Raw genomic sequence first — 21,843 nt, 5'->3', positions numbered from 1 at the left:
GACTCGATGCGCAGGTCGGGCGATTCGGGTGCCTCGTAGGGGTCGTCGACCCCGGTGAGCCCGCTGATCTCGCCCGCCGCCTGCCTGGCGTACAGCCCCTTCACATCCCGTACGGAGCACACCTCGACCGGCGTCGCCACGTGCACCTCCAGGTAGGGGGTCGCGCTGGTCGCGTGCCGCTTGCGGACCGCCTCGCGGCTGTCGGCGAACGGGGCGATCACCGGCACCACGGCCGTCACACCGTTGCGTGCCAGGACCTCCGCCACCAGACCGATGCGCTGGACGTTGGTGTGCCGGTCCTCGCGGGAGAAGCCGAGCCCCGCCGAGAGGAACTCCCGGATCTCGTCGCCGTCGAGCACCTCCACCCGGCGGCCGTCGGCCCGCAGCCGGTCGGCCAGGGCGTTGGCGAGCGTGGTCTTGCCGGCGCTGGGCAGTCCGGTCAGCCACACCGTGGCCCCAGGACGGCAGGTGCATATCCCTTGCTGTTTCATGGGGTCCTTTCCCCAGGGCACCGTCCGCCGCTGCGGACGGTGCGTGCGGTCAGCCGACGGAAGGCGCGGCCTGCTTTCCCGCCTCGGGAGCGGCCGGCTTCTTGCCGATGGCGCTCTCCGCCGAGCCCTCACGCGGCAGTTGCAGAGTGAGAACGGCGAGAACCACGGCGGTCACGGCTATCACGACGTAGTACCACATGAAATCCCCGGTCAGGTTCTTGAGGAATGCCGCGGTGTAGTTGCCCGCGATTCCGCCGATTCCCTGGGTCACGTTCGTGACCCCGAAGATGACGGTCGCGGCGGCGCCGGAGGCCGACTTGGAGACATAAGCCGGAACCAGCCCGTAGATGGGATAGAAGGCCAGCGCGAAGAGCACCCCGGAGACCATCGGGAGGAATCCGACGGGGGCGACCACGAGAATCACGGCCGAGAGGAAGAAGAGCGTGTAACACATCACCAGGGCGGCGCGTACGCCGATCCGGTCGGATAGCCAGCCCACCGCGAATCCCGCGAACATGCCGATGACCCCGATGGCGCCCCACACCTGTGCCGCGAAACCGATGTCGAATCCCAGGCCCTCCCGCAGATAGGGGGACAGGTAGTTCTGGAACGGCATACACGCGAAGCCGTTCAGGAATTTCATCGTCCATACGATGACCACCCACCGGACCAGCACCATGCGCCAGCCCGCCCGGGCGCTGTCGTCCCGCGTTACCCGCTCGCCCGGCGCGGCCTGCTCGGCGCCCTCGGGCGGTATCTCCTCCTCCTGGCGGAAGAGACCCAGCCGGTGGAAGGTGAAGGCGGCCACCGCGGTCACCATGAGCGTGCCGAAGCCGACCGAGTACCAGAGGCCGCGCCAGTTGTCGTCCCGGACGAAGCCGGGCACCAGCATGCTGTTGACGAACACGCCGTAGCTGGTTCCGCTGGAGACCAGCCCGAGGACCTTGCCGCGGTGCCGGTAGTCGATGACCCGGCCGACGATCTCCACCAGCGGCACATAGACCGAGGCGGCGGTTCCGCCCATGATCGTCAGCAGGACGCCGATCACGATGATGCTGTCGCTCAGCGGAAGCGCCACCAGACACAGACCGCACAGGGCGACCGAGCCGATGACCACCTGGCCGCCCCCGACCTTGGTCGACAGCCAGGTACCGGCCAGGGCGAACACCAGGAAGCCGAACTGGGCGGCCGCGGTGATCGTCCCGACGGCGGTGTAGCCGAAGCCGATATCTCTGCGCATATCGGTGACGAGCTGCGCGAACAGGTAGAAGCCGAAACCGTAGGTCGCGGCGACGAAACTGGTCAGCAGCACGGTCGTGGCGAACGCGGCGAACACCTTCGAGCGGCCGGCGTCTGTCTTTTCTGTCCTCACCACCGGTGTGGGCCTTTCTGACTTCTTCATGGGACGCGGATCACTGCTTCCGGGCGACGTGGATGACGAAGTCGACCGCGGCGGCGTCGTAACTCTCCTGGAAGTCGCCGAAGTTCTGGACGGTGTCGAATCCGGTGTCCATCAGCAGCGACGACAGCTCGTCCGAGAGGATGGGGTAGACCTCCAGATGGTGGGTGCCGCCATCGGTGAAGTCGTACTGGAAACGGCACAGCCGGTCGTCGATATGGGCGACGGTCACGGTCGCTCCGGTGCCGCAGTAGTAGTAGTTCCCGGAACTGCGGTACCGGTGCTGTCGGATCGCGTCGAAGTTCCGGTGGTCGACGATGAGCATGCCACCGGGGTTCAGCGCCTCGTAGAACTCGGCGAGCACAGCCCGCCGGTCGCTCTCCTGGAAGAGGTGCGGCAGCGAACTGCCCAGGCACACGACCGCGTCGTACCGCCCGTCGATGTGCTCGCCCAGGCTCCGCCAGTCGGCCTGGACCGCCGGCAGGACCAGGCCCCGCCGCTCCGCGTTGCGCCGGGTCCGCGCGATCATCTCGGCACTGCCGTCCACCGCGGTGACGTCGAAGCCCGCCTGGGCCAGGGTCACCGCGTGGTACCCCGTCCCCGCCGCCACGTCGAGCACCCGGCGGGCCTCCGCCCCGCGCAGCAGTTCCACGAAGAAGTCCTGCTCGCCGGCGCGGCGCCGGTCCCAGTCGATGAGCTGGTCCCAGCGGTCGACCAGGGTGCTGACGTACTGTCCCTCGAAGTCCTCGGCGTTCTTGGCCCGCTCGGCGGCAAGGGCGTCCGACGTCCGGGTCGCGGGTGTGGTCACGATGGTCCTCCGGCTCTCGGCGGTATCACGGCGTCCAGGCGGTCTGCCGGACGTGGGGCCGGCCGGGGACCGAGCCCCGGCCGGCGGCGGGATCAGTGGAACGTGGCGGCGAACGCCCGGTACTTGGAGCCCAGTTCGTCGGCCCAGCCCTCGGCGTCGCCGAGCTTCATGCTCGGGCAGTCGTAGCCCAGCAGCCGCTTCATCACGGACATCTCCCGGTCGGTGAAGTGCACCGTCCCGTCACTGTCGATCCGGTCGATGCCGTCGGCGCGCTGACAGTCCTCGTTGATACGGACCGCCTCGTCGCGGCTCAGCCCCTCCGGGAGGTCGAGCGTGCCGCCGCCCCGGTGGACCCGGACCGGATAGCCGCCCGGAAGGCCGCCGGGGGCGGGCGCGTGGGCCGCCACGCCGCTGTCGGTGGCCAGGCCCCGCAGCACCCGCACGGCCGACGACGCGGTGAGCAGTTGGCCGTCCACCCCGCCGAGCCGCTTGAGCCGGCGGTCGAGCTGGGCGAAGAGCGCACCGTGGTCCACCTCCGCCTCCCCCGGCCGGTCCGCCGCCGTCACCGCGAGGTGGTAGGCGCCCCGCCCGGCGTCGCCGAAGCGCGGCACGTAGTGGCTGAAGTAGTGCTGGGCCGTCAGCCGGACCTGCACCTGCGAGGGGTGCAGGTCCAGCAGGTGCGCGGCCCCCCAGGTGAGGGCCGGGACGATGTTGGCGACGTTGCCGACGCCGATGGCCGGGGCCAGGCCGACCTTGTCGAGCACCGGCCCGACCGCGTCGGGGAAGGCGGCGTTCACCACCGGTGCCTGGATGCCCGATTCCCGGACCGCTCGCATCAGCAGGTGGTTGAGCGTGAGGTGCATGGGCAGCCACGGTCCGAACTGCGCCTCGTCGAGCTCCTCGAAGACGTCCTTGGGCAGGGCGGTGATGACCCGCCAGGACTGCAGGGAGGCGCCCATGAAGATGACGTCGGGACGGACCCGGGCCAGCGTCTCGGCGGTGGCGTCGACATCGCGCAGGTCGATGTGGACGGTGTCGGCCGTGCCGTGCTCACCGAGGTTGGTCGCGGTGAACAGGGCCAGGTTGGCGCGCTTGCGGATGAGGTCGGTGTCGCGTCCGGCGAGGACGACGCGGTTGGTCGCCGGGTCGCCGAGCAGCATGGAGAGCACCCGGGCGCTCAGATCACCCATGCCCACGATCATGATCAGCGGCTTGGCGGAACCGTCTGTCGAGGAGTCCACGGAATTCCCTTCACGGTGTTCGGGCGCTCAGCGGGGATAGGAGCCGTTGTCGGCGCGCAGGAGGGCGCCGGTGAGCGTCCGGGACGCGTCGCTGAGCAGGTAGGCGCAGACGTCGGCGACGTACTCGGGCAGGATGTCGCCGTCGAGCTGCTCCTGGCGCTTGTATTCGGCGTAGCGGTAGGCCGGTATCCGGTCCGCGATGGCCGTGTTGACGATGAGGCCGGGCGAGACCACGTTGACCCGGATGTAGGGGGCGAAGTTCATGGCGTTCGACTTCGTGAGGCCGATGACCCCGGCCTTCACCGTGCCGTAGAGCGCGTCGGAGCTGCCGACCTCGCCGGCCACGGACGCGAGGTTGACGATGGCGCCCCGCCGCTCGGCCGGCAGCAGGTGCTCGGCGAAGCGCCGGGACAGCCATACCGGCCCCTTGATGTTCACCGCGATGACGCGCTCGATCGTCTCGTCGTCGTACTCGCCGACCGGCTGCCCGAGGTAGAGGCCGGCGTTGTTGACCAGCCCGCTCACGTCGGGGTGGGCGGCCAGGACCCGGTCCATGAAGGTGTCGCAGTCCGCGTGCGAGGCCACGTCCGTGACGTGGGTCTCCAGCGGCCGCCCGTCGTGCTCCTCGGCGAGGCTCTTCAGGCCGGCCTCGTCGATGTCGCACGTGATGACGGTCTTGCCGGCGTCCAGCAGCCTGCCCACCAGAGCCCGGCCGACGCCGCTCGCTCCGCCGGTGACGATGACCGTGTGCATGCTCATACGGTTGCCTCCTCGGCCGGCCGCAGCCGGTGCTGGTCCAGATGGTCGTAGAAGGGGCGGCAGTGGCGCTCGAACTGCCGTAGCTCGGGCCGGGTCTCGTAGGTGAACCGGTAGGCGCCCGGCGGCCTGGTGAAACCGCTGCTGGCGGCGACGTCGGTGTGCCAGCCGCTCCAGGTGGCCCACTGCGGCTGCTCGCCCGCCGACCACTGCAGGGCGTCGGGGAGGAAGGGGACGCCGATCGCCTCGCAGTAGGCCGCCAGGGTGGCCCGCGGGCGGGCGGTGAGATCCGCGGCGTTCACGACCACCGGCGTGACGCCCGTCAGCTCCGTGACGAAGTCGAAGGCGCGGGCCAGTTGTTCGTAGCCGAGCACCTCGCGCGTGAGCTCGGGGTGGACGGTGGCGTGCGAGAGGACGGCTTCCTCGGGGTCCCGGATCAGGAAGGTGTTGACCTGGCCGAGCAGGTACTCGGGATCCTTGAGCAGATGGTCGAGACAGTGGTACGGGAAGTCCTTGTGGAAGACCGGGCGTTCGTGCCGGGCGTCCTCCATCATCCGCTTGACCTCGGGATAGGTCAGGGGATGATCCGGGTCCTGGTTCTTGTGGGGGATGGCCGCGCGTTCCTCGTGCATGAAGTAGACGTAGGCGAAGGCCTCGTGGAACACCGTGAAGTCACCCCGCTCGATGAACGAGCGCTCCAGGGCGGTCGACATCGACCGGGGGTGGCTCCACAGTGCGACGGACCGGTGCATCCGGTACCTCCTCGGCGATCGAAAGGGGGCGGCCACTGGGCGGGCCGGGTCAGATCGGCAGCAGCGGTCGGGTCAGATCAGCTGCAGCGGGCGGGCGGAGAGTGCCGCCGCCTGGAACTGGTGGGCGACGAAGTCGATCAACTTGCGGGTGTTCCCCATGACTTCGGAGTACGTGGAGATGAAAGAGCCGTAATGGCAGAACTCCTGGGGCCGCATACCGTCCGGGGCGTAGGCGCGTTGGAACGAGGGCAGCCAGTTCAGCTTCTCCAGGACGTCCGCCGGTACCTCCTCCTCGATGGCCCGGGCGTCGAAGGCGGGCAGTTCGCTCTCGCGGAGCATGACGTCGGCGATGAACCGTGGCTTGCAGGTGTAGGCGACGGTGCCGCCGGCGCTCTGCTCCAGGTGCATGCTCAGCGTCGCGGACCCCAGGGCCGGATCGTCCACCTCCAGGCTGGACAGCAGCGGCTTGACGGGGTGGCCGTTCTCCCGGATGAGGGTGTGGATCCGCTTGAGGATGGCGACCTCGGCCCAGCGCAGATCGGTCTGCGAGAGTTCGATGTCGCGGATGGCGGCCTCGTGGCGCAGATCGGTGTTGGCGCCGAACCGGCCGATCATGTGGGTGAAGACGGCGCGCCACCGTCCGGTGTCGACCCCGTCCGCCTTCGCCTTCAGCAGCCCCGCCTCCACCGCCTCGGCACAGGCCACGAACTGCGGGACGGTGTACGAGAGGGTCGAGTTGACCGAGATCCCGCGGGCCACCAGTTGCCGGATGGCCGCGTATCCCTGCGCGGTTCCGGGCACCTTCACCATCAGGTTCGGCGCTATCCGGGCGATGCTCAGGGCCTGTTCGAGCATCAGGTCGGTGTCGAACATGTGCCGTGGGTCGAGCTGCCCCGACACCCAGCCGTAACGGCCCTCGCTCGCCTCCCACATGGGCAGCATCTCGCGTGCGGCCCGGCGCAGGGCCTCCTCGTAGAGGAGCGAGAACGTGCTCGCCACATCGGGGGAGGCCTGGCTGCGGATGAGCTGACGGATGTCGTTGCGCCAGCTCTCCGGCGAGGCCAGGACGCTCTGGGCCACCAGGGAGGGGTTGGTCGTCACCCCGCGGGCCAGGGAGAGTTCCGGGGTGGCCGGACAGAGGAAGCGGTGGAGCTGCTCGCGCCACCGTTCCCTGGTGGACGCGTCCGGGGCCGTGGCCAGGTGGCGATCGCACCAGCCGGGGAAGTCGAGCGGGGAGGAGTCCCACCAGATCTCCGCCGCGTCGCTGGTGCGCTGCAGTTCTTCGAGAACAGTCGGCATGTGCATCTTCCCTTGTCTCGGTTCTCCGGGAGGGGCTGCTCTCACCGGGCCGCGGGCGCGACCGGACCCTGTGCGGTCCACCGGTCCAGCAGCCCGGGGAGCTCCGTCATCGAGCCGAACACCGTCGCGCCTTCCGCCTCCAGCTCCCCGGCCGTGCCGCTCTCCGGGGGTGCGTAGCCGAACACGGTCATACCGGCGGCGCGTCCCGCGCGGACGCCCACGAGGCTGTCCTCGACGACCGCGCAGCGGCCGGCCGGTACGCCGAGATCCGCCGCCGCGTGGAGGAACAGCCCGGGGTCCGGTTTCCACGAGCCGACCTCGTAGGCGCTGTAGATGCGGTCCTGGAAGGAGGGCAGGAGGCCGGTCAGCCCCAGGGTGTTGAGGATCTTCTCGCGCGGCGCACTGGACGCCGTGCAGAACGGGAGCCGGAGGCCGTCGACCACATCGCGGACGTGGGGGACCGCTCGCAGCTCCGTGGCGAACAGCTCCGCCGACCTCGTGCGGAACCGCGGCACGAACCCGGCCGGGAGCGCCCGGCCGAGCTGGGCCTCCAACTGTCCGACCCACTCGGCGACCTTGCGGCCGCGGATGAAGGCGAGAGCCTGTTCGGAGGAGAAGGCGAGCCCTTCCAGGCCGGCCATCTCCCGCATGACCCGCGAGCTCAGCGTCTCGCTGTCGACCAGGACCCCGTCGCAGTCGAAGATGACCAGAGGCTTCGTCATGGGACCCCTTCCAGGATGGCGAGCCGTCTTGTGCCACGCGCTTCGGGTGATTCCGGCGGCGGGACTCCCCGAGCAAAGCAAGGCGTTCTTACGATTCGCTCACCGCTCGATACCTGGACGGCCGGAAGTGGCGTCAAAATGGGTGAAAGCGGGCGCAGTTGATGGAGTCGCTTCTCCTTCCTGGACCCGTCGACCCGGGCTGGCTAACTTCGTCCCCAGGTGCACGGCGATGAAATGGGTGACCTGTTCACCCGTTCCCCCGGGCCCCGATCACAGCTGTCGTCGGATCTCTTCGGCCACAAGCCGGTGCGAGAGGGAGTGCGATGAAATTCGGAGTTCTCGGTCCGTTATCGCTGGCGGAGGGCGGGTATTCCCTGCTGCCGTCCGCTCCGAAGACGCGCCAGTTACTGGCCCTGTTCCTCACGAGAGCGAATTCCCTGGTGACCTTGGACGCGTGCGTCCAGGAACTCTGGGGCGGGGAGGCGCCGCGCAGTGCCGTCCAGAGCGTGCACACGCGCGTCTTCCAGATACGCCAGGCCCTGGCCGCGGGCACACCCGGGCGGACGGCGGACGAGAGCAAGCGCATCCTGCGCACGCACCACCACGGCTATCTGCTCCAGGTCGACGAAGGCGCTCTCGACCTGCACGCCCTTGACCGGCATCTGGCCGATTTCCGGCAGGCGCAGGGGCGCCGTGACGATGCAAGCATCTCCTCGGCGCTCCGTTCGGCCCTCGGCCTCTGGCGCGGCCAGACCCTGCTCGACGTGCAGCACGGCCCCTGCCTCCAGTCCTACGTCACCGGCATGGAGGCGCTCCGTATGACCGTGCTGGAACAGTGCATCGACGCCGAACTGCGGCTCGGAATGCACCACCAGCTCCTTTTCGAGCTCGGCGCCCTGGTGGCCCGGAATCCGGTGCACGAGAACCTGCACGCCCAGTACATGGTCGCCCTCTACCGGTCGGGTCGTACCGCCGATTCGCTGGAGGCCTATCACCTCCTCCACCGGAAGCTGAACGAGGAACTCGGAATCGATCCGAGCCCCAGGATCAGGCAGTTGCAGACGGCTGTTCTGACCGAGAGCGCGGAACTCGACGTCGTTGCGTCGGAACGGACCGATCTGTCTCCGGCCCTCGTGGCCGGACGCTAGCGATTTCCGGCACCACCGGAGCAGAAGAGGAGGACGTTCGTGTCCGCCGTGCATGTGCACCCGGGAACCGGTCCGGCCGACCGGGACAGCCGACGCGTCCGCCGCTTCGAGAACCGCATCACGGTGTGCGCCGGCGGCGGCGAGGTCTGCGACGGATGGGTGCTGGGGGTGGTCGTCGCCGCGATGCCGCTGGCCCGTGACGACCTCGCGCTCTCTCCGGTGTGGGCGGGGCTGATCGGTTCCGCCTCGCTGATCGGTCTGTTCTTCGGGGGGCTGGTCTTCGGCTGGCTCACCGACCGGATCGGCCGCCAGAAGATGTACCTCATCGACCTGCTGGTCTTCCTCGTCGGCTCCCTGGCCCAGCTCGTCGTCCAGGACGCCGCCCAACTCCTCGTCGTACGGCTGGTCATGGGCGCCGCGGTGGGTGCGGACTACGCCATCGCGGGCGCTCTGGTCGCCGAGTTCGCCCCGCCCCGCCGCAGAGGCCGGCTCCTCGCCTCGCTGATCGTCTTCTGGTACGTCGGCTACACCCTGGCCACCGCGTTCGGCATCGCGGTGACGCAGGTGACCGACGACGTCTCCGTGTGGCGCTGGATCCTCGCCAGCAGCGCGATCCCCTCCCTGGTGGTCCTGCTGGCCCGGCTCGGCACGCCCGAATCGCCGAGCTGGCTGGTGAGCAAGGGCCGGACGGCCGAGGCCGAGGCGATCAGCAGACGGTGGCTGGGCAGGGAGCTCGACCCGCCGGACGAGGACGCCGAACCGGTCCGCACGGGTCACAGCACGCTGTTCTCGCCGCCCTACGTCCGCCGGACCCTGTTCACCAGCCTGTTCTGGCTCTGCCAGGTGACCCCGTTCTTCGCGATCTCCACCTTCGCGCCGCAGGTGCTGCGGCTCCTCGGCGCCCCGTCCGACGGGACCGGGGAGCTGGTGCTCAACGGGTTCCTGCTGGTGGGCTGCCTGAGCGGCATGGCGATCATCAACCGGGTCAGCCGCCGGGCCCTGCTGATCGGGCCGTTCGCCGTCACGGCCGTCGCCCTGCTCGCCCTGGGGCTGTGGCCGCACGCCCCGCACGGGGTGATCGCCCTCTGCTTCGGTGTCTTCGCCCTCTTCCACGCCTCCTCCAGCGTGCTCCAGGCGGTCTATCCGAGCGAGGTGTTCCCCACGGAGATCCGGGCCACCGGTATCGGGTTCGCCGCCGCGGTCAGCCGGATCGGCGCCGCGGCCGGCACGTTCCTCGTCCCGCTGGGGCTGGAGGCGTGGGGCGTCGGCCCGGTCATGCTCCTGGGCTGCGCGCTCTCCCTCGCCGGGGTGCTGGTCTCGGTCGCCTGGGCCCCCGAGACCCGTGGCCTGGCGCTGGAGCGGGTGAGCCGTCCGGACACCCCGATCCGGCGCCGCCGGGCCACCGGTGATCCGTGAACCGTGGTGCGGCCGGAACCGGACCGCCCGATCCGACCGAAGGAGTGGTGAGCGTTCCATGGGGGAAGACGACGCCCCGCGCGGGTGCAGCGCCTTGACGCAACTGACCCATGAGGGCGTGGCCGTCTGGCTGGACCGGGTCGGCCGCCGGTCCCTCGTGGACGGAACCCTCACACGGTGGGCGGCGCACGCCCCCGTCAGCGGTGTCGTGCTGTCCCTGGGCGCACTGGCCGACGAGGTCCGGGCCGGACGCGCCGACCTCCGTACGGAGCCGGGCCCGGTCGGTCCTGGAGGCCCCGCACCGGACGATGCCGTACGGGCCCTGCACCACGCGGACGCCCGCCGGGCCTGCGACGCGCTGCGACCGCGCTTCGTCGAGACCGGGGGAGCCGAGGGCTGGGTCACCGTGGAACTGGACCCGCGGATCACCGACGACGCCCGCGCCACGGTGGCCCGGGCGCGCGAGGCGGTGCGCGAGGTGAACCGGCCCAGCCTGCTGGTGGCGGTGTCCGCCACCGCCGCCGGGCTGACCGCGATCAGCGACTGCGTGGCGGAGGGCATCGGGGTGAACGCCTGTCACATCACCTCGCCCGCGTGCTACGCGGAGGTGGCCGAGGCCTGCTTCGAGGGCCTGGAGCGGGCGGTCGCCGCCGGTCGCCCCGTCGCCGGGCACAAGGCGGTGGCCACGTTCGAGGCGGCCCGGATGGCGGCGGCGGTGGAGCGGCGCCTGGACCCGGGCGGTGAGGGCGGCACTCCGCTCGCCGGACGTACGGCGCAGGCCCTGGCCCGGGCCGCCTACCAGGTGTACGAGGGCCGGCTCGGCTCCGCCCGCTGGCGGCGGCTGCGGGCGGCCGGAGCCCGCCCGCAGCGCCTCGTCTGGGCGGCGGGTGACGCGCCGGAGAGCCCCCTGGCCGTCCGGCAGGTGGAGGATCTCGTGGCGTGGAGCACGGTCCACGCGCTGCCCCGGCCGACCTTCGAAGCGCTGACCCGGACGGGACGGCTGCGCGGCGACACGCTGTCGGGGGAGTCCGGGGCGGCGGAGTCGGTGCTGTCGGACCTGCGGCAGGCCGGCGTCGACATCGGGCGTACGGGGACGGAGCTGGCCCGTGCGCTGCGCCGACGCGGCCTGGAGAGCCGCCGGGAGGTCGCCGGCGCGGTGCGTGAGGCGTACGAGGACCCCCGGCGGTGAACGGCCGTCCGCCACCGCCGGGTCGGTGTCCGGCCCACCCGCCGGGTCGGTCTGCCGCCCACCCGCCGGGTTCAGCGCCCGGAGGCGTCCGCCCGGGCCGTGGAGACGGGCTCGTGGTGCGGCAGCGCGCCGGCGACCATCGCGAAGAGCGGTTTCGTCTTGAGCACCGTCTCCTCGAACTCGGCCTCCGGGTCGGACAGCGCGGTGACGGCCCCGCCGACCCCGTACCGGACACGTCCCGGAGTGATCAGCGCCGTACGGATGACGATGCTCAGGTCGGCGGCCCCGTTGAGGGAGAAGTAGCCGATCGCCCCCGCGTAGACGCCCCGGGGGCCGTCCTCCAGGTGCTCGATGATCCGCATCGTCCGCTCCTTGGGGGCCCCGGTCATGGAGCCCCCGGGGAAGGCCGAACGCACGCAGCCGATCGCGCCCGCGTCACCGCGCAGCCGCGCGCTGACCGTGCTGACCAACTGGTGGACGGTCGCGTACGTCTCCACGCGGAGGATGTCCCGCGCCACCACCGAGCCGGTCTCCGCACACCGCCCCAGGTCGTTGCGGACCAGGTCGACGATCATGAGGTTCTCGGCCCGCTCCTTCTCGTCCGTGCGGAGCTCCCGCGCCAGCGCCGCGTCCTGGGCCCGCGTCGCACCACGGGGCCGGGTCCCCTTGATCGGCCGTGACTCGGCCACCCCGTCCGCGCCGACCCGCAGGAAGCGCTCCGGTGAACTGCTCAGGACGGAGAGCCCGTCGAACCGCAGCAGGGCGGCGAAGGGGGCGGGGGAGGAGCGGCGCAGCCGCCGGTAGCTCTGCCACGGGTCCAGGTCCACCCGGGCCTCGGCCATGTTGGTCAGGCAGATCTCGTACGACTCCCCCTCCCTGATCCGGTCCTGACAGGAGGCGATGAGATCCAGGTACGCGGACCGGCTGTGCCGCAGCTCCACCCGCTCGGCGACGGGCAAAGGGCCCGGTGGCGGCGCCGGCTCCCGGCCGGCCAGGGCTTCCAGCCGCGCCGCCGTCCGCCGCAGCCAGGAACGGGCGGCCTCCTCGTCCGTGCCGGGCTCCGCCGGATCGCGCGCGCCGTCGGTGCTCAGGGCGAGGAGGCGGGTCGTGCCCTGGTCGTGGTCGAAGACCACGGCCCGGTCGGCGAAGACCATCGCGGCGTCCGGCTCCTCGGAGCGGTGCGCCGGGCCGCCGCCGGGAGGCGGATTCACCTCGTAACCGAGATAGCCGACCCAGCCGAGCGCGAAGTCACCGGGCAGCTCCGGCACATCGGTCACCATGTTCCGCAGGTCCGCGTCCAGCCAGTCCATGAAGTCCCCGGTGACGATCTCCGTACCGCCCCGGGAGGAGACCTGGACGGTGCCGCTCGACACGTCCGCCAGGGCGACCCGGGCCAGCGGACCGGAGGCATCCCCCATGACGGAGAAGCGGCCGAGCGGGCCGCCGGGGCTGCTGCTGTCCAGCCAGAAGGCGTACGGCGCCGAGGCGTGGAGGTGCTCGAAGACCGTCTCGGCGTCCCAGCGCGTGCGCAGCGTCTCGGTGTGGATCCGGAACCGGACCGGGGCCGGGGCCGTGGGGTGCTGCGGCTGCGGCTGCGGCTGCGGCTGCGGCTGCGGCTGCGGTGCGGCACCGGTCCCGGCGGACCGGTTCGTCGTCGCGCGGGCGGCGTCGGCCCGCGCCCGGCGTGCCCGCCGTGCCCGGCACGGACTCTCCTCCGGCAGCTCGATAAAATTCCGCAGGATCCGCATTCCATGGTCCGTCCCGATGGATTCCGGGTGGAACTGCACACCGTGCAGGGGGCGGTGCCGGTGCCGTAATCCCATCACCACACCGTCATCGGTCCGCGCCGTCACCTCCAGATCGTCGGGGACGTCGGTGACGGCGAGGGAGTGGTAGCGGACGGCGTCGAAACGTGGAGGGATCTCCGCGAAAATTCCGGTGCCCGCGTGCACGATGGACGAGACACGGCCGTGCCACGGTTCCGGCGCCGGAACGACCCGGCCTCCGCTCGCCAGAGCAATGCCCTGATGCCCGAGGCAGACGCCGAGAAGCGGAACAGTGCTTGAACGGATGATGTCCGCGGAGATTCCGAAATCACCTGTGCGTGCGGGATGCCCGGGGCCGGGCGATATGACCACCCGGTCGAAAGGGCGCAGGTGTCCGGAATTCCATCGGACTTCATCATTGCGGACGACGGTCGGCTCGCGTCCGGATATCTGGGCCAGATAGTCGAAGAGGTTGTAGGTGAACGAGTCGTGGTTGTCGACCAGCAGCGTGCGCATAGGTGAACTCGGTACTCCTTCGGCTGTGCCGGGCGGGCACGGGCGACGGTCAGCCGTCCAGCGGGCGGACCTCCAGCAGGTGGTGCTCGATCCGGTCCTCCCCCTCCAGCACCGTCCGGCTCCGCAGGACGCGCAGCTCGCGCCCGCACTCCTCGGCGATCTGCGACAGGCGGGCCAGGTTCCCCCGCTCGCAGAAGTGCAGCAGGACGGCGCCGCCCTCCGTCAGGTGGCCCGGTGCCTCGGCCAGGTACCGGCGGTGCGCGCGGTAGGCGGGGTCCACGTAGGAGCGTTCGTGGACCGACCGGTGGACGAAGTCCTCGGGAGCGAGCACGTAGTTGGAGCTCCAGAAGATCCGGTCGAACCGGGCCCCGTCGTCGAATGCGTCGAACAGGTCGCTGTGGACCGCGGTGAGACGGTCGCCCACGCCGTGCCGGTCGGCGTTCAGCCGGGTGTTCCGTACGGCGTTCTCGTTGATGTCCGAGGCCACGGTCCGGCATCCGGCGAGAGCGGCCGACACGGCGATCACCCCGGTGCCGCAGCCGATCTCCAGCAGCGACGAGGGCTGCTGCGCACCGATCTCGTCGAGTCCGAGGAATTCGAGGGCGATTTCTGTCGACGGAGAGTGAATGGGTGCGAAGACATCGTCCAGCAGATCCCACTCCCGCCCGCGCAGGGAAAAGGTGCGGGGGCGGTCAGGGTCGGTCCGTGAGCGCCTGCTGCGTTCCAGGGACCTCAGATGGCTTTGCACGTCGGACACGGTTCCTCCGGGCACTCGGCGGAGTACGGACCTTTCCCGCCTGCCACTGTTCTCGGCCGTGGGGGGAATGGGGAAGGTGTTCCGATGACCGTGCGGGACGGGTGCGCGGTGGTGCGATCACCTTCCGCGCCTGTGATGCCCGTCACATTCGGTGCCACGGGTTGGCGATCGGGGGAGATTGCACAGGCGTGGTCGGCCTCCAGGAGATGTGGGTCGATTCGTGCCTGTTCCTACGAGAAGGCGAAGAAGTGATGGATTCAGCCGAACAGCCGGGTATGAGTGAAATGATCGGCATTCTCGAATTACTCGCCGCCGAGGCTCCGTCCGCAGAAATCGCCGACCTTCTCCGACGGGCCCGGACCCGCGGCGCGGACCCCGGGACACTCGCGCGGTGGGAGCAGGCGGAGCGTCTCGCGCACCGCGTGCATACGCTGTTCTCGCGCCGCCAGCAGCGTGAGGCGGAACTCTCCGCGCTGCTGGACACCGCTCGTGAACTGACCCTCCCCTACGACCTGGACGCGCTGCTGGAGACCATCACCCGCCGCACCCGGACGCTGCTCGGCCTCGACATGGCCTACATCAGTTTCCGCGACGCCGGGACGGGCGGGAGCTCCGTGCGGACGGCCGACGGCCACGCCTCCGCACTGACCGTCGGCTTACGGGTGCCGGGTGCCTACGGCCTCGGCGACGAGGCGGCGGCCCGGTCCGTGCCGATCTGGACCCCCGACTACCTGTCGGACGAGCGGCTGCGCCACACCGGCGTGCTGGACGACGTGGTGCGGGCGGAGGGGCTGCGGGCGATCATCGCGGCGCCGCTCAAGTCCGGCGACGACATCCTCGGCGTGCTGTACGCCGCCGACCGGAACATACGGCACTTCACCATCGGCGAGGTCTCCTTGATGAGCTCGCTGGGAGACCTCGCCGCCGTGGCCATCGAGAGGGCCCGCGCCCTCGAACGTAGCCGCGCCGATGTCGCCACCCTGAGGTCGGGGACCTCCCGGACGAAGGCGCAACTGGTCAGGGCCCGGGAGCTGGCCCGCCTGCACACCGGGCTCGTCGACCACGCGCTGGCCGGCCGGGGCCTGAAGGGACTGGTCGCCGAGCTGGCCGCGGCGCTGCGCGGCGCGGTACAGGTGAAGGACGCCGAACACCGTACGCTCGCGGCCGCCGGAGCCGTGCCCGCCGTCGACGCCGCCGAGGCGCTGGAGGCGTCCCGGGCCGCCTCCGCCCGACGCCTCCCGGTCGCGCTGTCCACCGGCACCTGGGTCGTGCCGGTCATGGCCGCGAACGAGGAGCTCGGCGTTCTCCTGCACCACCCGCACACACCGGAGCACGAAGCCGAGGAGCAACTCCTGCTGCTGGCCGCGCAGTCCGTCGCCGTGGTGCTCCGGTTGCAGCGGGGCGAGGAGGCCGCCGCGAGCCCGTTCCGTGACGAGCTCTTCGACGATCTGCTCTCCTCGCACCGCCCGGCCCGGCAGATACTCCAGCGGGCGGGCCGGCTGAACGTCGACCTCGAACGGCCGCACGTGGTCGTCGTCATCCGCCCGGAGGGCGGTGAACAGGGCAGAGTGGCCAGTTGGGCCGCCGCCTACGCCCGGCGGGTGGACGGACTGCGAAGCATCCAGAAAGGCTGTGTCGCCCTGCTGCTGCCCGCCGTCGACTCCAGCGCGTCCGCCGCCGCCGTCTCCGCCGAACTCAGCCCGCTGCTCGGCCACCCGGTGACCGTCGGCGCGGCCGGGCCGGTGTCCGGCCCCGACCTGATCCAGCAGACGCACCAGGAGGCGCGGCGCTGCCTGGACGCGCTGATCTCGCTCGGCAGCACCGGGGCCCACGCCTCCCCGGAGGACCTGGGGTTCCTCGGGGTGCTGCTCTCCGACAACCGTGACGCCGCGCACTTCATCGCCGTCACGATCGGCCCGGTCCTCGACTACGACGCACAGCGCACGACCGAGCTCACCCGGACACTCGACGCGTACTTCACCGCCGGCGGAAGCCCGACCCACGCCGCGGAGGCCCTGCACGTCCACCCCAACACGGTCTCGCGGCGACTGGAACGGATCACCGAACTGCTGGGCGCCGACTGGCTGAAGCCGGAACAGGCGCTGGAGGTCCAGGTGGCACTGCGGCTGCACCGGACCCACGAACTGCTGCGGCGGAAGCGCGGCCTCGGCCCCGCTCAGGCCGAGAGGCCGGAGGCCTTCGCCTGGCCCGGTGAGGAGAGCGCCGACATGGCGTAGGCGCCGGACGCCAGTGTCATGTGCCGGTGCCAGCCGTGGAGGGAGCGCCCCTCGTAGTCGCCGAGCCCCACCGCCGCGCCCCGGGTCCGCCAGCCGTCGCCCACCGCGTGCAGCAGCCGTGCCGAGGACGTCAGGGAGTCCGTCGCCGCCTCGTCCATGTTCGTCAGCCACAACTCGCCCGGCGCCCTTCGCGGTTCGCGCCAGACGCCCAGCAGCGTGAGCCGGCCGCCCTCCCGGCGGGACCGGTCCTCGGCGCCGGCCAGCCGCACCGCCGCCGTCGCCGTCGCCACCGGCCGCCCCCCGAGCGGTTCGGCCCGCACCCCGCGGCGTACCCGGAGCGTGGTGCCCAGCGCGTCGCGGGCCGCGACCACGCGCCCGCCCGGGGCGGTCCGGTCGCCGCCCACCAGCGGCGTCCACCCGCTGATGCGCGCGGCGGCCGGGGCCCGGCCCGCGAACAGCGCGGCCAGCCGCCGCGGTTCGTCCCGCCCCCGGGCGTCCATCAGTACCGGACGTCGGGTGCTTCCCCACTGGCGGACATCGTCGAGAAGGTCGTGCAGACAGTCGGGGGTGACCGGCCCGCCCTTCTCCGGCCCGCTCCCGCCACCTGTGTCGCGGCCGGCCTGCTGCCGGTCGCCGGACAGCTCCAGACCCCAGCTGACCGGGGCGACGACCCGCTCCGACGCGTACCACACACCGAGCGCGCGCTGGCCGTTCACCACGTGCTTCCCGTCGGGCGAGAGGTGCCGGGAGACCCCCACGGTGTGCTCACCCGCCTTGGGGATGGAGACCGGCAGCGCCACCCAGGCGGAGGGGGGCCCGTCCTCCTCCAGGAACGCGGCCAGGGCCCGCCGGACCGTCCCGACCGCCCAGTGCGACCTGCTGACGAAGTGCCTCAGCCGCTGTTCGTCGCCGGGGACGCCGACCGTCGTCGCGATGTTGGCTATCGACTTGCGCCCCTGGGCGTGCAGCAGTCCGTCCATGTACTGACGTGCCCGGATGCGCTGTTCGTACCGCTGGAAACCCGAGAGCAGAGCCGTACACAGCTCGGTGACCCGCTCTTCGGGACCGGGGAGCGGGGGCGCGGGGAGACGGGAGACGCGGGCGGGCGTGAGGGGAGTCCTGTCTCCGGCCATGGCGGCACCTCCTGGTGTGGGGGCGTTCGCCGCCCGCACACCAGGGTCGCCGCGGAGCGCGGCGCGCAGGAGGTGTGCCGGGCACACCGCACCGCTGCCCGGTGGTGGCCGCACCACCGTCGCGCGTCCTCCGGGGGAGGGGGGCGGCGGGCGGGGCGGGCCGGGGGTGGTGGTCCGGCCACCACCCCTGGCCCGCTGCCGGTACCGGTGTCAGGGGAGGTCGCGGAGGAAGGCCAGGAGAGCGGCGGTCAGCGCGGCCGGCGCGTCCAGCGGTACGAGGTGTCCGGCGTCCGGGATCACGGTGAGCGCGGCGCCGGGGATGACGGAGGCCAGTTCGTGCGCCTTGGCCACCGGGATCCAGGAGTCCTCGGCGCCCCAGCACACGGTGACCGGCAGCTCGATCGAGGGGTACAGCTCCTGGATCTCGTCGGTGTAGCGCTGATCGGCCTGGGTGATCTGCCGGTAGAAGGCGGCCTGGCCCTCCTCGTCGGACCAGGGGGCGGTCAGCCGGTCGGCCACGTCGGAGCGCAGCCCGGGAAAGCTGGCCGACCGCACGTACTCGCTCACGAGCGCGCGGTGCAGGGCGGGCGGAAGCTGCTCGAAGACCTCGCTGTTGCCTCCCACCAGCCGGAAGAACGGCGAGCCCCACGGGGCCAGGGCGACGGGGTCGACCAGGGCCAGGCCCCGGTAGGCGGCCTTGTGCAGCAGATGGGCCCGCAGGGCGACGGCGCCGCCGAAGTCATGCGCGATGACGGCCGGGTCGGTGAGTTCCCAGTGGTCCAGCAACTGGGCGAAGACCTTGCCCTGCGCGTCCAGGGAGACGTCCTGTCCCGGGTGCTTCTCCGAGACGCCGTAACCCGGCATGTCCCAGACGAACACCTGGTACTGCTGCGCGAGGGCCTGGGCCACCTCCCGCCAGACGAACGAGGAGAACGGCGTTCCGTGCAGCAGGACGACGGCCTCCGCGTCGTCCGGTCCGCGCCGGTCCCAGCGGACCGTGCCGGACGGGGTGGGGAAGCTCTCTCGCAACTGCCAGTCGGTCACTTCTGTCGTCCTTCTCGTGTGCGGGTCGTCCCGGCGAGCGCCTCCCCGGTGCTGTTCCGGGCGACGGCCGCTCGCGTCCTGCTTCAACGAGTGCGCAGCCGCGCAGGGTTCGGCCGCGCCCGGTTCCGGTTCCGTCCAGGCGCTGCTTCATCCTGCCGACGGACGCTCTCCGGCCTGTCGGCGGGCGCGGTGGCTGGCCACGTTGAGGCGGTTGCCGCACAGGCCCGGCATGCAGTAGCGGCGACGACCCGCCTTGCTGGTGTCGACGAAGAGACCGTGGCAGACCGGCGAGGAGCAGGGCCGGAAGCGGTCGTGGCTCAAGGTGTGCAGGACACCGAGCAGGCCGGTCCCGATGAGGACGGTGAGTTCCTCAGCGACGGAGCAGCCCGGCGGGGTGACGACGTACCACTGCCACCTGCCCGCGTCGTCCCTGAGCAGGGCCGTACGGGTGGCCACCCGGGCGACGAGCTCGTTCGCGCCGTCGGCGACCTCGCCCTCGTCCCCGGCCTCCAGCAGGGTGCGCGTCTCCTGGCGGAGGGCCAGCACCCGGGCGAGATCGTCCTCGGACGGCAGCTCCGCCACGGGCTCGGTGCGCAGTCCCTGCTCCACGAGGAACCCGGCGAGAGCGGCGGGGTCCGTCAGGATCTCCCCGGCCGCGGTGCGGACGAGGGCAGAGGTGTTGACGAGACCGGTGGCTGCGCCGGCCCCCCATGCGTAATCGGAAAAAGCTACCTTCAAGCCTTACTCCTGCTAACGTAAGAAGAGAAAGGCAACTATACCCCTTAGCTTGTCGGAGTCCGCTCGTCCCCCCTGCCCGTCCGGGAAGGAAGCCCGCTCATGCGTGCACTGCTCCGCCACCTGATCCAGGCCGTCCAGGATCTGGCGTACGGCGTCAGCGCCGGCAACGCGATCCGGCTCGGTCTGGCACCTCCCGTACGCCGGTCCGCCCGCACCCGCTGAGAACTCACCAGGAGATCCATGAACACCGGAGCCTTCCTCGCCTACCTCGACGGGCGCCAGGTGCGCTGGCGGCTCACCCTCGACGAGTGTCTCCGGGCGGCGGGCCCGGACCCGCGCCGACGACTGCTGGCGGTGTTCGACGCGCTCGGCTCGTCGGCCCCGGACGGACTGCGCAGCGGCGCCTTCGTCAACGCCCAGTTCGAGCTGGGCGCACCGCAGGGGGTGTGCCGCACGATGATCACCCAGCACAAGAGGGCACTGCGCGCACGCCTGCTCGAACTCGCCCGGGCGACCGGCGCCGTCGACCCGGAACTCCTGGCCGATCAACTGCTCCTGGTCTACGAAGGCGCGGTCGCCAACCACTCCCTGGGTAACGTCGCCGAACCCGCGGACACGGCTCGCCGTACGGCCCGCCAACTGATCGCCGCCGCCAGTCCCCGGCCCCTGGATTCCTTCTGGGCCGACGGTGCGGGAAGCGCCGGGGAGAGGGGCGCCTGAGCTTCCGGTGACCTCTTTTCCGGAAGTGACCCGGCAGGATTCGGGCCTGCGCACCCGGCTCCGGATGCCGGAGGACACCCAGACATTTGTGCAGGTCAGCGCCATTGGTGACACACCATCAGGGCAACGGTCCCATGAGTGTCCCGCCAGGATGGATCTTCCGGATTAGTCGATGCATTCACATACACCCCATCTGTCTGGCTAGGCCGCGTCGGCAGAGTGGCGATGGACCTGCGTTGAGTGTCTCGTCCCCCGCGGCTCGGGTGAGGCTTAAGGTTGGTCGGGCAGCAGGAGATGCGGTGTCGCCACTCCGCTCGCGCTCTCTAGGCGGGAGAGGGAGTCGTACCGGCGCGGTGCCCAGTAGCGGCGGCCGTCCTGCTCCAGCACGGCGACCGCGTTGTCGACCTTGGCGGTCGTGGTGTCCGCGAACACGAACGTGAGGGGCACCAGGCCCTCCTGGCTGGTCGGCGGGTAGAACGTCCGCCACAGCCGCTGGTCGCGGTCGACCAGCGGCTCGATCGCGTCCGGCCGGGAGCGGACCAGGTCGACGGTGTGCTTATCCGCTCGCCGCGCCCATCTGGCTGGTGTCCAGGTGACCGAATGACTCCGCCATTCTGCTCCCCCACTGTATTCGCTGACAGCAACGCGTGGATGCGCATCCGGCGGCAGCTCGGGTGCGGTCAGGTGGACTATCGACCTTCGTTACCTGATGATTCGTCAGGGTGCTCCCGCAGTGAATCCGGAGTTTACGGCTGCATCATCCTGACGAATCACCAACAGCAGTGGCCATCTGACCTCAGCCATCGAAGAGTTCCGTGCTCTTTCGGAGACAGCGCTCGGCATCGGCTACTTCCCCCTGCGCCTGGTGGCATTGACCGAGGCCGGTGAGCGCTTCCGCCTGCTGGAGGCGGTCGCCGGTGGCGTGGGCCAGGTCCAAGGCCCTCTGGTACATCTCGGCTGCCTCACCGAACCTACCCTGCGCCTGGTGGCATTCGGCGATGTGGGTGAGCGCGACCGCCTGCTGGAGGTGGTTGCCGGTGGTGTGGGCCAGGTCCGAGGCCCTCTGGTACATCTCGGCTGCCTCACCGAACCTACCCTGCGCCTGGTGGCATCCGCCGATGCCGATGAGCGCGACCGCCTGCTGGAGGCGGTCGCCGGTGGCGTGGGCCAGGTCCAAGGCCCGCTGGTAGACCTCGGCTGCCTCACCGAACTCATTCTGCAACAGGTGGCAATGACCGAGGCCGGCGAGCGCTTCCGCCTGCTGGAGGCGGTCGCCGGTGGCGTGGGCCAGGTCCAAGACCTGCTGGTAGACCTCGGCTGCCTCACCGAACTCATCCTGCAGCAGGTGGCATTCGCCGATGCCGGTGAGCGCGACCGCCTGCTGGAGGTGGTTGCCGGTGGTGTGGGCCAGGTCCGAGGCCCGCTGGTACATCTCGGCTGCCTCACCGTACTCATCCTGCGCCTGGTGGCATTCGCCGATGCCGATGAGCGCGACCGCCTGCTGGAGGTGGTTGCCGGTGGTGTGGGCCAGGTCCGAGGCCCGCTGGTACATCTCGGCTGCCTCACCGAACTCATCCTGCATCCGGTGGCATTGACCGATGCTGATGAGCGCGCCCGCCTGCTGGCGGTGGTTGCCGGTGGTGTGGGCCAGGTCCGAGGCCCTCTGGTACATCTCGGCTGCCTCAACGAACCTATCCTGGGCCTGGTGGCA

Annotated in this window: 21 protein-coding genes; 6 read left to right on the top strand and 15 right to left on the bottom strand. The window is 71.0% G+C overall.

The features are described from left to right. From cysC to ACFWRT_RS08925, 8 genes are all read right to left on the bottom strand, one after another. Positions 1-491 (bottom strand): adenylyl-sulfate kinase (gene cysC, locus ACFWRT_RS08960; protein WP_380950078.1); only part of this gene is annotated, 491 nt, incomplete at its 3' end. Positions 492-540: 49 nt separating this feature from the next. Beyond that, the gene (locus tag ACFWRT_RS08955; protein ID WP_380950077.1) at positions 541-1,866 is read right to left on the bottom strand and encodes an MFS transporter; all 1,326 of its coding nucleotides are present in this window, start codon (positions 1,864-1,866) and stop codon (positions 541-543) included. A 37-nt stretch (positions 1,867-1,903) separates the two neighbouring features. Beyond that, positions 1,904-2,698, bottom strand: coding sequence for a class I SAM-dependent methyltransferase (locus ACFWRT_RS08950; protein WP_380950076.1), 795 nt, complete (start codon positions 2,696-2,698; stop codon positions 1,904-1,906). A gap of 92 nt (positions 2,699-2,790) precedes the next feature. After that, complete coding sequence (locus tag ACFWRT_RS08945; protein WP_380950075.1) at positions 2,791-3,939, bottom strand: hypothetical protein; 1,149 nt, start codon at positions 3,937-3,939, stop codon at positions 2,791-2,793. Between the two features lie 27 nt (positions 3,940-3,966). Then, positions 3,967-4,698 carry an SDR family NAD(P)-dependent oxidoreductase gene (locus tag ACFWRT_RS08940; RefSeq protein ID WP_380950074.1) on the bottom strand — a complete coding sequence of 244 codons (732 nt, stop codon included), beginning with the start codon at positions 4,696-4,698 and terminating at the stop codon, positions 3,967-3,969. After that, entirely contained in the window at positions 4,695-5,447 is a 753-nt protein-coding gene (locus ACFWRT_RS08935) for a sulfotransferase-like domain-containing protein (RefSeq protein ID WP_380950073.1), read from the bottom strand. Before ACFWRT_RS08935 ends, ACFWRT_RS08940 begins: the two co-directional genes overlap by 4 nt. 72 nt (positions 5,448-5,519) lie before the next feature. After that, positions 5,520-6,746 (bottom strand): transaldolase family protein, encoded by a 1,227-nt coding sequence (locus tag ACFWRT_RS08930; protein ID WP_380950072.1) that lies wholly within the window; start codon positions 6,744-6,746, stop codon positions 5,520-5,522. Positions 6,747-6,787: 41 nt separating this feature from the next. After that, entirely contained in the window at positions 6,788-7,468 is a 681-nt protein-coding gene (locus ACFWRT_RS08925) for an HAD family hydrolase (RefSeq protein ID WP_380950071.1), read from the bottom strand. A gap of 440 nt (positions 7,469-7,908) precedes the next feature. Here ACFWRT_RS08925 and ACFWRT_RS08920 point away from each other — a divergent pair, with 440 nt between their 5' ends. The 3 genes from ACFWRT_RS08920 to ACFWRT_RS08910 are packed head-to-tail and all read left to right on the top strand — an operon-like array spanning position 7,909 to position 11,221. Next, positions 7,909-8,616 (top strand): AfsR/SARP family transcriptional regulator, encoded by a 708-nt coding sequence (locus tag ACFWRT_RS08920; protein ID WP_380950070.1) that lies wholly within the window; start codon positions 7,909-7,911, stop codon positions 8,614-8,616. Positions 8,617-8,655: 39 nt separating this feature from the next. Beyond that, positions 8,656-10,032, top strand: coding sequence for an MFS transporter (locus ACFWRT_RS08915; RefSeq protein ID WP_380950069.1), 1,377 nt, complete (start codon positions 8,656-8,658; stop codon positions 10,030-10,032). Between the two features lie 58 nt (positions 10,033-10,090). Next, complete coding sequence (locus ACFWRT_RS08910) at positions 10,091-11,221, top strand: transaldolase family protein (RefSeq protein ID WP_380950068.1); 1,131 nt, start codon at positions 10,091-10,093, stop codon at positions 11,219-11,221. A gap of 71 nt (positions 11,222-11,292) precedes the next feature. Here ACFWRT_RS08910 and pabB read toward each other — a convergent pair whose 3' ends face one another. After that, the gene (gene pabB, locus ACFWRT_RS08905) at positions 11,293-13,503 is read right to left on the bottom strand and encodes an aminodeoxychorismate synthase component I (protein WP_380950067.1); all 2,211 of its coding nucleotides are present in this window, start codon (positions 13,501-13,503) and stop codon (positions 11,293-11,295) included. A gap of 49 nt (positions 13,504-13,552) precedes the next feature. Then, a complete protein-coding gene (locus ACFWRT_RS08900) occupies positions 13,553-14,260 on the bottom strand; it encodes a methyltransferase domain-containing protein (protein ID WP_380950066.1) in 708 nt (235 codons plus the stop codon). A 275-nt stretch (positions 14,261-14,535) separates the two neighbouring features. On the opposite strand from ACFWRT_RS08900, the gene ACFWRT_RS08895 reads away from it, so the two are divergent. Continuing rightward, on the top strand, positions 14,536-16,497 hold the full coding sequence (locus tag ACFWRT_RS08895) for a helix-turn-helix domain-containing protein (protein WP_380950065.1): 1,962 nt from the start codon (positions 14,536-14,538) through the stop codon (positions 16,495-16,497). Here the strand turns inward: ACFWRT_RS08895 and ACFWRT_RS08890 are convergent. From ACFWRT_RS08890 to ACFWRT_RS08880, 3 genes are all read right to left on the bottom strand, one after another. Continuing rightward, on the bottom strand, positions 16,437-17,630 hold the full coding sequence (locus tag ACFWRT_RS08890; protein ID WP_380950064.1) for an IS701 family transposase: 1,194 nt from the start codon (positions 17,628-17,630) through the stop codon (positions 16,437-16,439). The two genes, ACFWRT_RS08895 and ACFWRT_RS08890, sit on opposite strands and share 61 nt — an antisense overlap. A 210-nt stretch (positions 17,631-17,840) precedes the next feature. Next, positions 17,841-18,674, bottom strand: a complete 834-nt coding sequence (locus ACFWRT_RS08885) for an alpha/beta fold hydrolase (RefSeq protein WP_380950063.1) — start codon at positions 18,672-18,674, stop codon at positions 17,841-17,843. A gap of 147 nt (positions 18,675-18,821) precedes the next feature. Next, positions 18,822-19,412 carry a CGNR zinc finger domain-containing protein gene (locus ACFWRT_RS08880; protein WP_380950062.1) on the bottom strand — a complete coding sequence of 197 codons (591 nt, stop codon included), beginning with the start codon at positions 19,410-19,412 and terminating at the stop codon, positions 18,822-18,824. A gap of 99 nt (positions 19,413-19,511) precedes the next feature. Between ACFWRT_RS08880 and ACFWRT_RS08875 the strand changes: the two genes are divergently transcribed. Next, positions 19,512-19,634 carry a hypothetical protein gene (locus tag ACFWRT_RS08875; RefSeq protein ID WP_380950061.1) on the top strand — a complete coding sequence of 41 codons (123 nt, stop codon included), beginning with the start codon at positions 19,512-19,514 and terminating at the stop codon, positions 19,632-19,634. Positions 19,635-19,652: 18 nt separating this feature from the next. After that, the gene (locus ACFWRT_RS08870) at positions 19,653-20,132 is read left to right on the top strand and encodes a TetR/AcrR family transcriptional regulator (protein ID WP_380950060.1); all 480 of its coding nucleotides are present in this window, start codon (positions 19,653-19,655) and stop codon (positions 20,130-20,132) included. Positions 20,133-20,402: 270 nt separating this feature from the next. Here the strand turns inward: ACFWRT_RS08870 and ACFWRT_RS08865 are convergent, their stop codons facing one another. Together ACFWRT_RS08865 and ACFWRT_RS08860 are read right to left on the bottom strand one after the other, a co-directional pair. After that, entirely contained in the window at positions 20,403-20,579 is a 177-nt protein-coding gene (locus tag ACFWRT_RS08865; RefSeq protein WP_380950059.1) for a hypothetical protein, read from the bottom strand. Positions 20,580-20,928: 349 nt separating this feature from the next. Beyond that, positions 20,929-21,804: a tetratricopeptide repeat protein gene (locus ACFWRT_RS08860; protein WP_381121244.1), complete on the bottom strand. Its 876-nt coding sequence runs from the start codon at positions 21,802-21,804 to the stop codon at positions 20,929-20,931. Positions 21,805-21,843 lie beyond the last annotated feature (39 nt).

This window comes from Streptomyces cyaneofuscatus (genome assembly GCF_042718795.1).
GTDB lineage: Bacteria > Actinomycetota > Actinomycetes > Streptomycetales > Streptomycetaceae > Streptomyces > Streptomyces cyaneofuscatus_A.
This window is presented reverse-complemented; position numbering and strand designations above follow the sequence as displayed.

Coding starts and splice junctions, on each gene's coding strand:
- ACFWRT_RS08940 (WP_380950074.1), bottom strand. CDS start 4,698: ATGAGCATGCACACGGTCATCGTCACCGGCGGAGCGAGCGGCGTCGGC.
- ACFWRT_RS08935 (WP_380950073.1), bottom strand. CDS start 5,447: ATGCACCGGTCCGTCGCACTGTGGAGCCACCCCCGGTCGATGTCGACC.
- ACFWRT_RS08930 (WP_380950072.1), bottom strand. CDS start 6,746: ATGCCGACTGTTCTCGAAGAACTGCAGCGCACCAGCGACGCGGCGGAG.
- ACFWRT_RS08925 (WP_380950071.1), bottom strand. CDS start 7,468: ATGACGAAGCCTCTGGTCATCTTCGACTGCGACGGGGTCCTGGTCGAC.
- ACFWRT_RS08910 (WP_380950068.1), top strand. CDS start 10,091: ATGGGGGAAGACGACGCCCCGCGCGGGTGCAGCGCCTTGACGCAACTG.
- pabB (WP_380950067.1), bottom strand. CDS start 13,503: ATGCGCACGCTGCTGGTCGACAACCACGACTCGTTCACCTACAACCTC.
- ACFWRT_RS08895 (WP_380950065.1), top strand. CDS start 14,536: ATGAGTGAAATGATCGGCATTCTCGAATTACTCGCCGCCGAGGCTCCG.
- ACFWRT_RS08890 (WP_380950064.1), bottom strand. CDS start 17,630: ATGGCCGGAGACAGGACTCCCCTCACGCCCGCCCGCGTCTCCCGTCTC.
- ACFWRT_RS08875 (WP_380950061.1), top strand. CDS start 19,512: ATGCGTGCACTGCTCCGCCACCTGATCCAGGCCGTCCAGGATCTGGCG.
- ACFWRT_RS08870 (WP_380950060.1), top strand. CDS start 19,653: ATGAACACCGGAGCCTTCCTCGCCTACCTCGACGGGCGCCAGGTGCGC.
- ACFWRT_RS08860 (WP_381121244.1), bottom strand. CDS start 21,804: ATGTACCAGAGGGCCTCGGACCTGGCCCACACCACCGGCAACCACCGC.